The sequence below is a fragment of the Thermodesulfovibrio sp. TK110 genome (genome assembly GCF_054658355.1).
This window is the reverse complement of the sequence record NZ_BAAHNB010000001.1, coordinates 719,267-733,510: the sequence shown is the minus strand read 5'-3', so window position 1 is coordinate 733,510 and position 14,244 is coordinate 719,267. Positions and strand designations below refer to the sequence as shown.

General features: G+C 33.2%; 12 protein-coding genes, 1 other RNA gene and 1 pseudogene. 1 reads left to right on the top strand and 13 read right to left on the bottom strand.

Annotation, left to right across the window (positions count from 1 at the left end):
• Window positions 1-22: 22 nt before the first annotated feature.
• The 13 genes and pseudogenes from rnr to resB all read right to left on the bottom strand — a co-directional run bounded on the left by rnr (window position 23) and on the right by resB (window position 13,760).
• Complete coding sequence (rnr, locus tag ACYQ3X_RS03845; protein ID WP_460180510.1) at window positions 23-2,110, bottom strand: ribonuclease R; 2,088 nt, start codon at window positions 2,108-2,110, stop codon at window positions 23-25.
• Entirely contained in the window at window positions 2,107-2,841 is a 735-nt protein-coding gene (locus tag ACYQ3X_RS03840; protein WP_460180509.1) for a helix-turn-helix domain-containing protein, read from the bottom strand. Before ACYQ3X_RS03840 ends, rnr begins: the two co-directional genes overlap by 4 nt.
• Window positions 2,834-3,427 carry a recombination mediator RecR gene (recR, locus tag ACYQ3X_RS03835; RefSeq protein WP_460180508.1) on the bottom strand — a complete coding sequence of 198 codons (594 nt, stop codon included), beginning with the start codon at window positions 3,425-3,427 and terminating at the stop codon, window positions 2,834-2,836. The genes ACYQ3X_RS03840 and recR overlap by 8 nt, the downstream gene beginning before the upstream one ends.
• Entirely contained in the window at window positions 3,424-3,768 is a 345-nt protein-coding gene (locus ACYQ3X_RS03830) for a YbaB/EbfC family nucleoid-associated protein (protein ID WP_460180507.1), read from the bottom strand. Before ACYQ3X_RS03830 ends, recR begins: the two co-directional genes overlap by 4 nt.
• A complete protein-coding gene (gene dnaX / locus ACYQ3X_RS03825) occupies window positions 3,761-5,338 on the bottom strand; it encodes a DNA polymerase III subunit gamma/tau (RefSeq protein WP_460180506.1) in 1,578 nt (525 codons plus the stop codon). The genes ACYQ3X_RS03830 and dnaX overlap by 8 nt, the downstream gene beginning before the upstream one ends.
• Window positions 5,339-5,353: 15 nt before the next feature.
• Window positions 5,354-5,452: signal recognition particle sRNA small type (gene ffs / locus ACYQ3X_RS03820), an RNA gene on the bottom strand.
• Window positions 5,453-5,477: 25 nt separating this feature from the next.
• Window positions 5,478-7,772: pseudogene (topA, locus tag ACYQ3X_RS03815) on the bottom strand (type I DNA topoisomerase); the annotation flags it as partial.
• On the bottom strand, window positions 7,763-8,038 hold the full coding sequence (locus ACYQ3X_RS03810; RefSeq protein WP_460180505.1) for a hypothetical protein: 276 nt from the start codon (window positions 8,036-8,038) through the stop codon (window positions 7,763-7,765). The pseudogene topA and the gene ACYQ3X_RS03810, both read right to left, overlap by 10 nt.
• On the bottom strand, window positions 8,039-9,127 hold the full coding sequence (gene dprA / locus ACYQ3X_RS03805; protein ID WP_460180504.1) for a DNA-processing protein DprA: 1,089 nt from the start codon (window positions 9,125-9,127) through the stop codon (window positions 8,039-8,041). It lies immediately after the preceding gene.
• The gene (locus tag ACYQ3X_RS03800) at window positions 9,120-10,301 is read right to left on the bottom strand and encodes an argininosuccinate synthase (RefSeq protein ID WP_460180503.1); all 1,182 of its coding nucleotides are present in this window, start codon (window positions 10,299-10,301) and stop codon (window positions 9,120-9,122) included. Before ACYQ3X_RS03800 ends, dprA begins: the two co-directional genes overlap by 8 nt.
• 25 nt (window positions 10,302-10,326) lie before the next feature.
• The gene (gene tsaD / locus ACYQ3X_RS03795; RefSeq protein WP_460180502.1) at window positions 10,327-11,319 is read right to left on the bottom strand and encodes a tRNA (adenosine(37)-N6)-threonylcarbamoyltransferase complex transferase subunit TsaD; all 993 of its coding nucleotides are present in this window, start codon (window positions 11,317-11,319) and stop codon (window positions 10,327-10,329) included.
• A gap of 3 nt (window positions 11,320-11,322) precedes the next feature.
• Window positions 11,323-12,381: a c-type cytochrome biogenesis protein CcsB gene (gene ccsB, locus ACYQ3X_RS03790; RefSeq protein ID WP_460180501.1), complete on the bottom strand. Its 1,059-nt coding sequence runs from the start codon at window positions 12,379-12,381 to the stop codon at window positions 11,323-11,325.
• Window positions 12,378-13,760 (bottom strand): cytochrome c biogenesis protein ResB, encoded by a 1,383-nt coding sequence (gene resB, locus ACYQ3X_RS03785; RefSeq protein WP_460180500.1) that lies wholly within the window; start codon window positions 13,758-13,760, stop codon window positions 12,378-12,380. The genes ccsB and resB overlap by 4 nt, the downstream gene beginning before the upstream one ends.
• 60 nt (window positions 13,761-13,820) lie before the next feature.
• Here resB and ACYQ3X_RS03780 point away from each other — a divergent pair, with 60 nt between their 5' ends.
• On the top strand, window positions 13,821-14,216 hold the full coding sequence (locus ACYQ3X_RS03780; protein ID WP_460180499.1) for a TlpA family protein disulfide reductase: 396 nt from the start codon (window positions 13,821-13,823) through the stop codon (window positions 14,214-14,216).
• The last annotated feature ends 28 nt before the right edge of the window (window positions 14,217-14,244 follow it).

Genomic DNA, 14,244 nt, shown 5'->3' with positions numbered 1-14,244 from the left:
AAGAATCATTTAAAAGTTTTATTTACAAGAGCTCAAAAATTATTTCTCTTTCCTCAATACTAACTTTTGAGACTTTTACCTGCAGCTGAGTTCCGATTGTAAATTTTCTTTTTCTTTTTAATCCTGTTAAACAGTATCTTTTATCATCAAATTGATAAAAATCATCAGTCATATAAGAGATAGGTAAAAACCCTTCAATATAATATTCCTCAAGCCTTACTCTTAAACCTTCAGGTGTAACCATTGTAACTTTTCCATCAAACTCTTCTCCAACTTTCTCTTTCATAAACCATACTCTCATAATCTGAATAGCTTCTCTTTCAACATCATCAGCTTTTCTTTCCATTCTGGAGCTATGTATAGCAATATCAGGTAAAATCTCTTCAAGCTCTTTTTTTCTTTCTTTGGATATTTTTTCTTTTTGTAAAAACTCTTTTAAAATTCTGTGAACAATAAGATCAGGATATCTCCTTATTGGTGATGTAAAATGGGTATAGCATTCTGAAGCCAATCCAAAATGTCCTACATTTTCAGGACTATAGCGAGCCTGTTTCAGACTTCTTAAGATCAAATAGTTTACTATTTCTTCATAGGGTGTTCCTTTAACAACTTCAATAAATTCATGAAACTCAGAAGGTTTTAAATCTTCCTTTAAAATCCCCAGATTTTTAATAATCCTTGTAAGATACTGAATTTTATTAGCTTCAGGTTCTTCATGAACACGGTAAAGACATGGAATATCTTTAGAATATAGAAATTCTGCAACTGCTTCATTTGCTGCTATCATGAATTCTTCAATAATAAAATGTGCAAGATTTCTTTGAGCTTTAATTATTGCCTGAGGGTCTCCTTTTATATCAAGTAATACTTCTGGTTCAGGAAGATCAAAATCAAGACTTCCTCGTTTTTTTCTTTTACTCTTAAGTATTTCACATAATTCAGCCATTTTTTCAAAATGAGGCACAAGAGCTTTATACTTTTTTATTTCCTCAGGATCTCTATCAATTAAAATTTTTTTAACTGAAGTATAAGTCATTCTCTCCATTGTCTGGATTACACTTGGATAAAAAAGAGTTTCCTTCCTTTCACCTGATTTACTAAAATGCATTTCCACTGTGAATGTAAGCCTTGGAGTTTTTGGAAGCAAGCTGCACAAATTTTCACTTAATGCTGGAGGAAGCATTGGTATTACTCTGTCTGGTAAATAAACACTGGTTGCCCTTTGTCTTGCTTCTATGTCTACAGGACAGTTCCATTTTACATAGTGACTTACATCAGCAATATGAACCCATAATATAAAGCCATTTTTTGTTTTCTTTATTGATACAGCATCATCAAAATCTTTTGCATTTTCTCCATCTATGGTTACTGTAGGAAGTTCTCTTAGGTCAACTCTATTTTTAAACTGTCTCTTTGAAATAGTTTTTAAAGAAAGCTCCTCTGCAACATTAGCAACATCTTTGGGAAACTTTTTAGGTAATTCATATTCGTATGTGAGTATTTCAATATCTTCCCTGGGAGTTTTTGGTTTTTCAAATACTTTAAGTATTCTTGCAACTAATGGTTTATTTATTGCTTGATAGGTGGTGATTTCAGCAAGAACAATATCTCCTGGTTTAACTTTAATATCTCCAGGTGAAATAACAATCTGTTGATTTATATTTCTCTTTCTTGGTTGAATATAAAAAATTGGACCAGATTTTTCAACTGAGCCCACAATTTTTTTTACAGCTCTCTCAAGAATTCTTATTATTCTTCCTTCTCTTTTTCGTCTCTGTTCAAGCCTTACAACTACTCTGTCTCCATGCATTGCTCCCATTGTTGCATGAGGAGGTATGAATATGTCTTTTTCACTGGGAGAGTCAGGAATTACAAAACCGAATCCATTTCTATGAGCTTCAAAAAAACCTGTTATTAATTTTGCCTCTTTTACCGGTAAATAAAGTCCCTTTCTATTTCTTAAAATTTTTCCCTGTATAAGAAGTTTTTTAAGCGTGTGTTTTAATTTTTTTCTCTCTGAAGCTTTAAGTTCAAAGGCATCTGATATTTCTTTAAAACTTAAAGGTTTCCCAGATTTTTTAATAAATTCTAAAAGATCTTCTCCTTTCAATCTTTCTCCTGTGGAAGATTAAGATATACTACCTGACCTGTTTCTCCAAGTTTGCCGAGCTCTTTATCATTAAATAAAATTTTAACTCCTCCAGCATTTCCTATGTGAAGTTTAAAAGATTTATTAGCCTGAAGTTCTATCTTCTGTCCTGGATTGAGAAGAAATTCTCTCTTTTCTTTATCATCTATTGTGATTCTCATCCACACCTTATCAGTAGCTTCAATTTCAAGTTTTTGTTTATTTGTGTAGAGTTCCTGTTGTGGTTGAGTTTTTTCAGTTTTTTCTTCAACCTTTGGTATTTCTGAAATTGTTTGCCGGGTTACTGGTGGAGGAGGTATGGTAGGTTCCTTTTTTTCAAACTGGATAAGTAAAATTATTACAAAAATCACAGTAGAAATAATTATTGCGGTTATGCTCCAGTTAGGTAATTTTTTTAAAAAAGTGAATTTTTTATCTGAAGATTCTTTAACTGCTACTGGTTCAATTTGAGTTACAGTCTGTTTTTTTGATTTAAGATATTCATCATAATCCTTTAAGATAAAAGAAGCATCAAGCCCGAGACTCTGAGCATAGATTTTAATATATCCTCTTGTGTATAACTCAATTGGTAATTCATCAAATTTGCCTTCTTCTATTAACTGAAGGTAAGATTTTTTTATTTTTGTTTGTTCAGCAACTTCCTCCAGTGTTTTTCCAAGCTCTAATCTTCTTTTTTTTAATTCTTCATACATTCAGAGGCTTCCTTCCTTCTAAAGCCTTTGATAATGTTATTTCATCTGCAAACTCAATGTCAATACCCATTGGAAGTCCATAGGCAATTCTTGTAATTTTTATGTTGTATTTTTTGAGAATATCAGCAATCCATTGAGCTGTAAGTTCTCCTTTTGTATTTGGACTTGTTGAAAGTATTACTTCTTGAATTTGTCCTGTTTTAACTCTCTCTTCAAGCTCTTTGATTTTCAGTTTATCTGGAGTTAACCCATCAACAGGCGATATATTTCCTCCAAGAACATGATATGTGCCTTTATATCCAGTTTTTTCAAATAAAATTATATTGCCTGGTTCTTCCACTACACATATTATTGAGTGATCTCTTTCAGGATTACTACATATATTACACTTTTCATTCTCTGTTATGTTAAAGCAGACAGGACAGTACTTAGCATTTTTTTTCAGATTTATAATTGCCTGTGCAATCTCAATAGCTTCGCTTTCCTGCATACTCATTATAAAAAAAGCAAGTCTCTGAGCAGTTTTTCTACCTATTCCTGGAAGTTTGCAAAGATTTTCAATAAGTTTTTCTATAGGATTGCTCATAATTTACCAAAAAGACTGGTTAAATCAGGCATTCCTGGTAGATTAAAAGGCATGGAAACCTTAGCCATCTCAGCTTGTGCAAGTTCATGTGCTCTTTTTAATGCTTCATTTACAGCAGCAAGGACTAAATCTTCAAGCATTTCTACATCATCAGGATTTACAACCTCTTTATCAATTTTTATTGAGATAATTTCTCCTGCTCCATTTGCTTGAGCAGTAACCATTCCTCCACCAGCAGTTGCTTCCACTGTCATTCTTTTTATTTCTTCCTGTTTTTTCTGGATTTCTTCCTGAATTTTCTGTGCCTGTCTCATTATCTCACCAAACATTTTCTTAGACATTTTCTCCTCCTTTTTTAGGTATTATATTAAAAATTCTTCCATTAAAAAGTTGTAAAGTTTTTTTAACAAGAGGATGATTAATTGCCTCCTCCCTTAAACTTTCTCTTGTCTGTTGCCCATTTAAATCTTTCAAAGTGCTTATAGTTATCTTACCATCAAATCCTGATTCTTTCAATAAATTTTGGATTTCCGTAAGATTTTCCTTCACAGAGTCAGCATACAGAGAAGCACCACCGTTGTAAATCAATTGAATTTCATCATTTTCAAAATTAACCTTGGCATGCTTAATTTTCATGGCAAGTAAATGATTTTGAGTTTCAAGTGTGTTAAGAAATTTTTGCCAGATTTCTTCCTTTGTTTGAGATATGATTTTCTGAGAAGTTTCTATTTCCTTTGCATTCTCAAGACAAGGGGTCCCAAAAAACTCTACCGAGTTTTTGGGGTGCCTCTCGGTATTTTTAATTTCTTTCAGGATCTCATCAATATTTTTGAAGTAAGACAGCAAGCTAAGCTTAAGAAGAGTTATCTCAAAAATAATTCTCGGAAAAAAGGAATTTTTTACTGCAAATTCAGAATTAATTAATTCCTTCAGTAAAAGCATAAAGTGTTCTTCCGATGTTTTTTTGCTTAAATTTTCAACTAAATCAGCCTCTGATTCAGTTATGTACAATTTGAAATTTTTTGTAATTTTACTGATAAGAATTTTTCTCAGAAATTGAATTAAATCAGTCGTAAGTCGCTTGAAATCAGTGCCAGTGCTGTTAAGTTCTTCTACTATAAGAACAATTTTTTCTTTATCACCATTAATTAAAGATTCAGTAAGCTCATAAAGTATTTTTACATCAGTTCCACCAATTAGTAAGTTTACATCCTCCAGCGTTACTTTATCTGTAAATGAAGTTACCTGATCAAGTAGTGTTAAAGCATCTCTCATACTTCCTTCAGCATTTACGCTTAGTGTATAAAGTGCTTCTTCTGTGATATTAATATTCTCCTGCCTGCAAATAAATTGGAGTCTCTCTTTTATTAAATCAACTGGAATTCTTCTAAATTGAAGATGTTGACACCTGCTTAAAACAGTAAGAGGAATTTTTCTTGGTTCAGTAGTTGCCAGAACAAATACCACATGAGGAGGTGGTTCTTCCAGTGTTTTAAGAAAGGCATTAAAAGCTGATTGGCTGAGCATATGAGCCTCATCAATTATGTAAACTTTATAAAATCCTTCTGCAGAAGCATACTTGATATTTTCTCTTAAATCTCTTATATTTTCCACTGAAGTATGGGATGCAGCATCTATTTCTATCACACTCATTGCTCTGCCTTCTTTTATAGCAGTGCAGGAAGGACATTCATCACAGGGTTTGTTCTGAGAGCTTGTGCAGTTTAGTGCCTTGGCAAGGATTCTTGCGGTTGATGTTTTTCCAACTCCCTTAGGACCTGAAAAAATATAGGCATGAGAAATTTTACCTGTTTTTAATGCATTCTCAAGTATTTTTACAACTACTTCTTGTCCTGTAAGGTCAGTAAATCTTTGAGGTCTATATTTTCTTGCCAGTCCAAGATATGCCATTTTCAATCCCTAAAAAAGGGACCGACTTCCTACGGCACACAGAAAAGAATGCTTACCGTTGCTTCCTTCCGGACCTGGCGGGGTTCACATCTTTCTGTTGCGCAGGGTCGGTCCCAGCTGAATTTTCATTTATTTTTATTTTACCTTTACAGGCTTTATTATGGCAAATTAAAAATTCTTCACCCTTTTTGTCTTTCTTTTTCAACATATATGAAGCCTTACATTCTGGACATTCTACTCCAACTGGTTCAGTGGGAAGTGTGAATTTACATTCTGGATAATTGGAACAAGCCCAAAAACTTCTTCCTTTTTTAGTTTGTTTTTTTACAATGTCTCCACCACATTCAGGACATTTTATATCAGCAGTAATTGGCTGAGTATATTTACATTCAGGATATCTTGAGCACGCAATAAACTCTCCTCTTTTACCTTTTCTTATAACAAGAAGAGCTCCACATTCTGGGCAGATTTTGTCGGTAGTTTCTGGGGCGTTGTTATTATTTTTTAATGATCTGGTATTCCTGCATACAGGATAACCAGAACATGCCAAAAATGGTAAGCCTTTGCTCCATCTTATAACCATATCTTTACCACATTTTTCGCATTTTAGTGGTGTCTTAATTTCTTTTGGTTTTGTTCTTTTCCCGATTTTTAAAGCTTCCTCAAGGTCTTTCTCAAATTTTCTATAAAACTCTTCAATAACTTTATTCCATTTCACTTCATTTAAAGAAATTTTATCAAGGTCTTCTTCCATTTTTGCAGTAAAATTATAATCCATAAGCTCAGGAAACTTTTCTTCAAGCAGGTCATTTACAACAAAACCAAGATATGTAGGATAAAGCCTTGTCTTGATTTTTTTTACATAACCTCTTTCTTGAATTGTACTGAGTATTGTAGCATAAGTGGAGGGCCTGCCAATACCTTTTTCTTCAAGAGCTTTAACAAGTGTTGCTTCTGTATATCTTGGTGGAGGCTCTGTTGTATGTTTTTCTGATTCAATTTCAACAAGTTTTAATTGAGTTTTTTCTTCCAATAAAGGCAACAGCCTCTGTTCAGTTTCTTCATCTTTATAAAGAACGAGAAATCCTGGAAAAACAACAACTGAACCACTTGCTCTGAATTGAGCTACATTCATTGAATTTTGAACTTTGAATTGTCCGTCATTTGAGCAGGCGTTTGAATCATCTGAAGGATGGGTAGTATCTTCAATTATATATGTGGTTTGCTCAATCACTGCTGGTGCCATCTGACTAGCGAGAAATCTATCCCATATGAGTTTATACAGAGCATACTGTTCCTTTGTAAGATATTTTTTAACAACCTCTGGTGATTTATCAGGATAAGTAGGCCTTATGCATTCATGGGCATCCTGGCTGTAGATTATTTTGCCTTTAGTTTGTGTGTTCGTATTTGTACCGATAAATTCTTTGCCAAAGGTTTTTTCAATAATCTTTTTTGCCCATTGTTTTGCTTCCTCAGAAATTCTTACAGAGTCAGTTCTCATATATGTAATAAGTCCAATTCTGTTACCTTCAATATCAATTCCTTCATATAACTGTTGAGCAATCATCATTGTTTTTTTGGGAGAAAAACCAAGCACTGAAGAAGCCTGCCCTTGAAGTGTTGCTGTTCTGAAAGGTTCTGGCGGATTTTTCTTTTTTCTTTTCTTTTCAACTTTTGTAAGTGTATAGCTTAAATTTTTAAGAGTTTTAAGAATTTTCTGGGCATCTTCTTCTGTAGTTATCAAAAATTTAGATTTTTCAGTGGTTCTATCAACAATAAGTTTATTTTTATATTTATATAAATTTGCATGGAGTTTCTCGCCCCCGTTTTGAAATTTACCATGTATGGTCCAGTAATCAATAGGTTGATGGGTTAAGATTTCCTTTTCTCTTTCAACAACCATCCGTAAAGCAACGGATTGAACTCTTCCTGCACTTAATCCTTTCTTAACTTTTTTCCAAAGCATTGGACTCAAATTGTAACCTACAAGTCTGTCAAGAATTCTTCTTGCCTGTTGAGAATATACCTTGTTTAGATCTATTTTTGACGGATTTTCAATTGCTGCTTTTACAGCATTCGGAGTAATTTCATGAAATATAGCTCTATAAACTTTGAATTCATCCGCTTTTATTTCTTCTGCAATGTGATAGGCTATGGCTTCTCCTTCTCTATCAGGATCTGTAGCAATGAAAATTTTTTGAGCATTTTTTGCAGACTCTCTAAGTTCTTTTACAATCTTTTCTTTACCTGGAATTATAATGTATTCAGGTTGAAATCCTCTTTTAATATCAACGCCAAGTCTGTCCTCTGGAAGATCTTTAATGTGCCCAATAGATGCTTTTACCTCAAAATCTTTTCCAACAATTTTGTTAATTGTTTTTGCTTTTGCAGGTGATTCAACAATTATAAGATTTTTTCTTTTTAGTTCCATACTATCTGTTTTCCTTTGCTGAAAATAAAGCTGTATATATCATCCTCATGAAGCTCTGTTTCTTTCATCAATAAATAAGCAAGCAAAGCTCTAATCATATCAATTTCTTCACGTTCAAGAAGTTCGCTTCCTTCAATAAAATTAAGCTCTTCTTTAATTTGATGTAGATCAATGTTCGCAAGTGACAGATCCTTTAAAATATCCTCATTGTAATCATTGTCAATAAGCTGTCTTGCAAGAACTCTTAGAAAATCAATAAGTTTCATCTAAATCCTCCTGATATACTTACCTTCTATTTTGTGTATTAATCCGTTTATTTCAAGTCTGAGAATTATTTCAAGAACTTTTGATACATTTATGCCTGTTTTTAAAACAATCTCATCAGCAGTCAATGGTTCATTTAATATATTAAATATAGCTTTTTCCTCACTGTCTAATTCAACTATTTCATTTTTATTTTGCTTTTTTAATAATGGAACAAACTGCATGATTTCTTCAAGTATGTCTTCAATTTTTGTAACAAGTTTTGCTCCTTTTTGTATTAAATAATTTGTGCCTTCGGAATTTTTTGATGTAATATTTCCTGGAACAGCAAAAACTTCTCTTCCCTGCTCTAAAGCAAAAGATGCAGTTATCAAAGCACCAGAGTTTATTGCAGCCTCTGTAATAACTACGCCAATGGATATTCCACTTATTATTCTGTTTCTTTTTGGAAAGTTCTCTTTTTTTGGTCCTTCTTCTGGATAAAACTCGCTAATAATAGCACCATTTTGCATGATTTTCTCTGCCAGTGTTCTATTTTCTGGTGGATATATATGTAAAACTCCGCTTCCCAAAACAGCAATGGTTCTACCACCCTGAGAAAGAGCTGATTTATGGGCAATTGAATCAATTCCTCTTGCAAGGCCGCTTATAATAGTAATACCATATAAGGCAGCTTCAGATGCTAATTTCTCTGTTACTTTTCTGCCATATTCACTTAATTTTCTTGAACCCACAATTGCCAATCCAGCTTGATCCTCAGGTTTTATCTCTCCTTTGCAGAATAACACTACAGGTGGATCATGTATTTCTTTTAAAAGCCCTGGATATTGGTTATCATTAAATGAGTAAATTTTTATTTCTCTTTTTTCGCATAGTTTTATTACTTTGTCAATCTCATTCCATTTGTTAAATTCTTTTATTCTTTTAGCTCTTTCTCTGCCTATTCCTTCAACCTCAGCAAGTTCTTCAATGCTTGAATTAAAAATCTTTTTTGCAGAGTTAAATCTTATAAAAAGCCTTTTTACAAGAACAGGACCCAGATCTTTTATTTCATTTAAAGCAAGACAGAATCTTGTTTCTTCACTAAACATTTCTTAACATTCTTAATCTCAGGGCATTGATTTTTATAAATCCTTCAGCATCTTTTTGGTTGTAAATCTGGTCTTTTTCAAATGTTGCCAGCTCCTGACTATAAAGAGAGCAGTGAGATTTCCTTCCTGCAACAATACAATTACCTTTGTAAAGCTTGAGTCTCACTGTGCCTGTGACATTTTTCTGAGTTTCATCAATCAATTTTTGTAAAGCCATCCTTTCAGGTGAAAACCAATATCCGTAATAAATAAGTTCAGCATATCTTGGAACAAGGCTATCTCTCAGATGCATTAATTCTCTATCCATTGTTATTGATTCAATTGCTTTATGGGCAATATGTAAAACTGTTCCAGCAGGAGTCTCATAAACTCCCCTTGACTTGATTCCCACATAGCGGTTTTCAACAATATCTACCCTTCCAATTCCATTTTCTCCAGCAATTTTATTGAGTTTCTGAAATAACTCTGCACCTGAAAGTTTTTCACCATTTAATGCAACTGGATTACCTTCTTCATAGTCTATTTCAATGTAAACTGGTTTATCAGGAGCTTTTTCAGGAGGTATTACCATTGAATACATATCTTCTGGGGGCTCTCTCCATGGATCCTCAAGTATTCCTCCTTCATAACTAATGTGAAAAAGATTTTTATCAATACTGTAAGGTTTTTCCTTTGTAGCCTGCACAGGAATATTGTGCTCTTTAGCATATTCAATAAGACAACTACGGGAGTCAAACTCCCATTCACGCCACGGTGCAATTACTTTTATGTCAGGTTTGAGAGCATAATAGGTTAATTCAAATCTTACCTGATCGTTTCCTTTACCTGTAGCTCCATGGGCTACTGCTTCTGCCTTTTCTTTTATAGCAATTTCAATCTGTTTTTTTGCTATAAGAGGTCTTGCAATAGATGTTCCCATAAGATAACCTGTTTCATATACTGCATTTGCTCTTAACATGGGAAATATGTAATCTTTTACGAATTCCTCTTTTAAATCTTCAATGTAAACATTTGATGCACCTGTTTTTAATGCCTTTTCAGCAATCTCATCAAAGTTTTCTTCCTGTCCAATGTCAGCGCAAAAAGCAATTACTTGAGCATTGTATTTTTCCTTTAACCACTTAATAGCAACTGAAGTGTCAAGCCCTCCAGAATAGGCAAGAACAATTTTCATTATCTTTCCTCCTTTTTAAAATTGTTTATAATGGTAAATAGGCTCTTGCATTAAGATAAAGATTAGATTTTTCACCTCTAAGAAATCTATGGTATCCTGCAACAGCTATCATTGCAGCATTATCTGTGCAAAGGAATTTTGAGGGAAGATAAATCTCCAGTTCTTCTATTATCCCAGCTCTTTTTCTTAATTCACTATTTGCGGCAACTCCGCCTGTTATAACAACCCTTTTTAATTTTTCCATGGATGCTGCCCATTTTATTTTTTCAATCAAAACATCAACCACTGAGGATTGAAAGGCTGCTGAGATATTCTTTTTTATTTCATCTGGAATCTCTTCTTCATATCCAAGATTTTTTAAAAGAACCTTAACCGCTGTTTTTAATCCACTGAAGCTAAAATCAAGACTTCCATGTAGATATGGCCTTGGAAGATTGAATTTTTCAGCATTTCCTTCCTTTGCCAGTGCATCAATTGCCGGTCCACCTGGATATCCAAGTCCGAGCATTTTTGCTACCTTGTCATAGGCTTCTCCAGCAGCATCATCTCTGGTTCTTCCAAGTTCTTTATATTTTCCAAAATCGTCAACTCTGTAAAGAGTTGTATGTCCTCCTGAAACTACAAGAGTAAGAAAGGGAAATTCTGGAAATTTTTCTTCCAGAAAAATTGCTTGAATATGTCCTTCCAGGTGATTTACTCCAATAATAGGCTTTCCTGCAGAATAGCTTAAGGCTTTTGCAAAACAAAGCCCGACTAAAAGAGAGCCAATTAAGCCAGGTCCATTACAAACGCTTATTAGTTCAATATCTTTTAATGTTACTCCTGCTTCATTGATAGCTTTTTCAGCAACTTCCCAAATCCATTCAATGTGTTTACGAGAAGCTATCTCAGGCACAATACCACCGTATCTTGTGTGAAACTTAATTTGAGATGATACAATATTGCTTAAAATTTTTCTGTTCTCTAAAACTGCTACTGATGTATCATCGCAGGATGTATCAATTCCAAGTACAATCATGAGTTACATGCTTCCATATGAGTGTAGTCCGCTCAGGAATAAATTTACCCCAAGATATGTAAAAACCGTTACAAGAAAGCCAATCACAGCTATAATTGAAGTTTTTGTGCCTTTCCATCCTCTGATAAATTTTGCATGAAGATAAAAAGCATAAACAAACCATGTTATCAATGACCATGTCTCCTTTGGATCCCATCCCCAGTACCTTCCCCATGCCTGATCAGCCCATATTGCACCAAAAACCAAACCTCCAATAGTAAATATGGGAAAACCAAAAGCTATTCCTTTATAGGTTATATCTTCAAGAAATCCTGAAGTAATTTTCAAACTTTGAAGGATGTTTTTTATGAGGTTACCAAATCTCCAGAAAAGAAAAATAATTGTTATTAATGCTATCCAGCAGAAAATAGATACTATCATGGAGGAGTTTCCTAAGGTTGAATGAAAGATTTTTATTGATTTTGGGTTTGATGCTGAGAAACTATCAAATATTAATGATATAAACATAAAAACCATAAAGCCCAAAATTGATGTGGAAAAAATGTATTTAAAAGATTTTTTATTCTCTGTCTCCATTATCACATGAAGAAGCGCTGTTATAAAGCTTATTCCAAAAGCAGCATAAGCAATAAAACTCAGTGTAACATGTGCCAATAACCAGTTGCTTTTCAGAGCGGGAATAAGAGGTTGAACTTCTTTAGTTATTCCGAGAACATCAGTAAGTCCAACTGTTATACCTGCAATAATAGAAACAAAAACTCCAAAGCTTTTATTTTTATATTTCCACTCAATAAAAAGATAACCTGATACTATACATAAAACGAAAAAAACAAGACTTTCATATAGATTGGTAATCGGAATACTTCTCATAATTGAATGATTTATTGCATACATTTCCTTAAATCTCTGGATAAATCCATAAATGTGAATAAGAGCTCCTGCAGAAAGCATTCCTGTTGCAGCAAACCCGATTTTTTTATTTCTTGTGAGTATGTAAACAATATAAACTGGCATTGCAAGAATGTAAAGAAGTCCTGCAATAGATATGATCTGATAACTCATGCTTCATCTCCTTTCAGTTTTTTTATTATCTCATCAATTTGATTTTCAACCATTCCCCTTGATGTTGGACAATAAAAAGTTATCTGATCTTTATTTATCATTGCAAAGTAATTGATAGGTCTTAAGAAAAGGCATATAAAAAGCCCTGAGCACATTAAAATTGAACCTATGTATATTAAAGGAACCCCAGGGTCTTTTTTCACCTGTAATCCTGTAAATTGGGCTCCCCATAGTTCATTAAATCTGAGTTTGCCATAAGGAGTTTGCCATGTCTCAGGAATTTTTTTTAATATCCATTGTTGAGTTTTTCTGCCATTGTCTTCAAAAGCTACAAGTACAGCAGGATTAATCATTTCAGAACTCATGTTAAAAAGTTTACCCTCTTCATCTATTCCCAGGGCAGGTGAAAAATCTACAACAGAGGCAGTAACTGAGGTGCCAGGTATTTTAAATTTTTCCTCAAAATGAACATTAATGTTTTTTTCTCTTTCTGTTTTATCAAAATAAGTAAATCTAAATTCAGCATGCTCTGTAGGCTGAAATCCATATGTTGCCTGATAAAAAATAATTCCTTTATATGTAAAAGGTTGATTTACTTCAATGATAATGTTTTCTCGTACAGGTTTACCATTTTCAATAATTTTGAGATAACTTCTGTAAGCCTTTGGCGTGGCAGAGTTTTCATAGTATTCTGTCTCAAATCTCTCACATTTAACCTCAAAACCAAGTGGAATAGCTTTTCCTTCATCTGAAATAGCAAAGTTTAGTGCTGTTCCTTCAATTATATTCATAGAACCACGAAATCCAAAGAAAGTTCCTATTAAAGCTCCAGCGAGAATTATAAGAATGCTTAAATGAGTTAAGTATACTGCCAGTCTTGTTTTATTCCATTTTTTTGCCTGGATTTGAAATCCTTCCTGGGTTTCAAAAATATGTGTTGAAAATCCTTTATTCTTAAAAACTTCTTTAATTCTTTCAACTATTCTGTCATTATTTATTTTTATAGTTTTTTTAATTGGCATTTTATCAAGTACCTGTAAAGGATAAGGATGGAGTGGTGCTTTGAAAGATTTTAAAAGGGTAGGTAATCTCTCAATTGAGCAAACAATTAAATTTAATGCGAACATAAATAGTAAAAAAGTAAACCACCAGCTGTGGTAAACATTATTAAGGTCAAAAAGGCTAATGATTTCGTAAGCTTTATGAGCAGATGAGATTGAGATGAATTTGGAGAAAAATTTAATAACTGGCTCAGGCTCAATGCTTTGAGGAATAATTGTGCCAATAGCAGCTCCAGTTGAAATAATGATGAATAGAGCCACTGCTAAGTCAACAGAAGCAAAAAAATTCCAAACTTTTTCATTCAGTCTATTAAGCATTATCCCTCCAATTATATGTTGCTAATTGATTAATTTATCATACCTGTGATATATTTTTCTATGAGCTACTTTAAAAAATTAATTATTTTTACATTAATTCTATTGCTTTTCGTATTTGTCTCTTCCGGATATTGTAAAAACAAAAAGCCTGTTATTCTTTATCTTTTCTGGGCAGAAGGATGTCCACATTGTGCTAAGGAGAAAATTTTTCTATCTGATTTAAAGAAAAAATATCCTTCACTGCAAATTAAAGATTATGAAGTATCAATTCCTGCATCAATAGAGTTTCTTAAAACACTGTCAAAAGCCTACAATATAACTCCAACAGGTGTTCCTGTTACATTTGTTGGCAATAAAGCATTAATTGGTTTCTCAGAAAAAATAGCCTCCCAGATTGAAGAAACCATAAAGTACTGTCTTAAAAATACCTGCGAAGATCCTCTTTATAAAAAATAATTATCAATTATTTTAAAAATTTTTATAA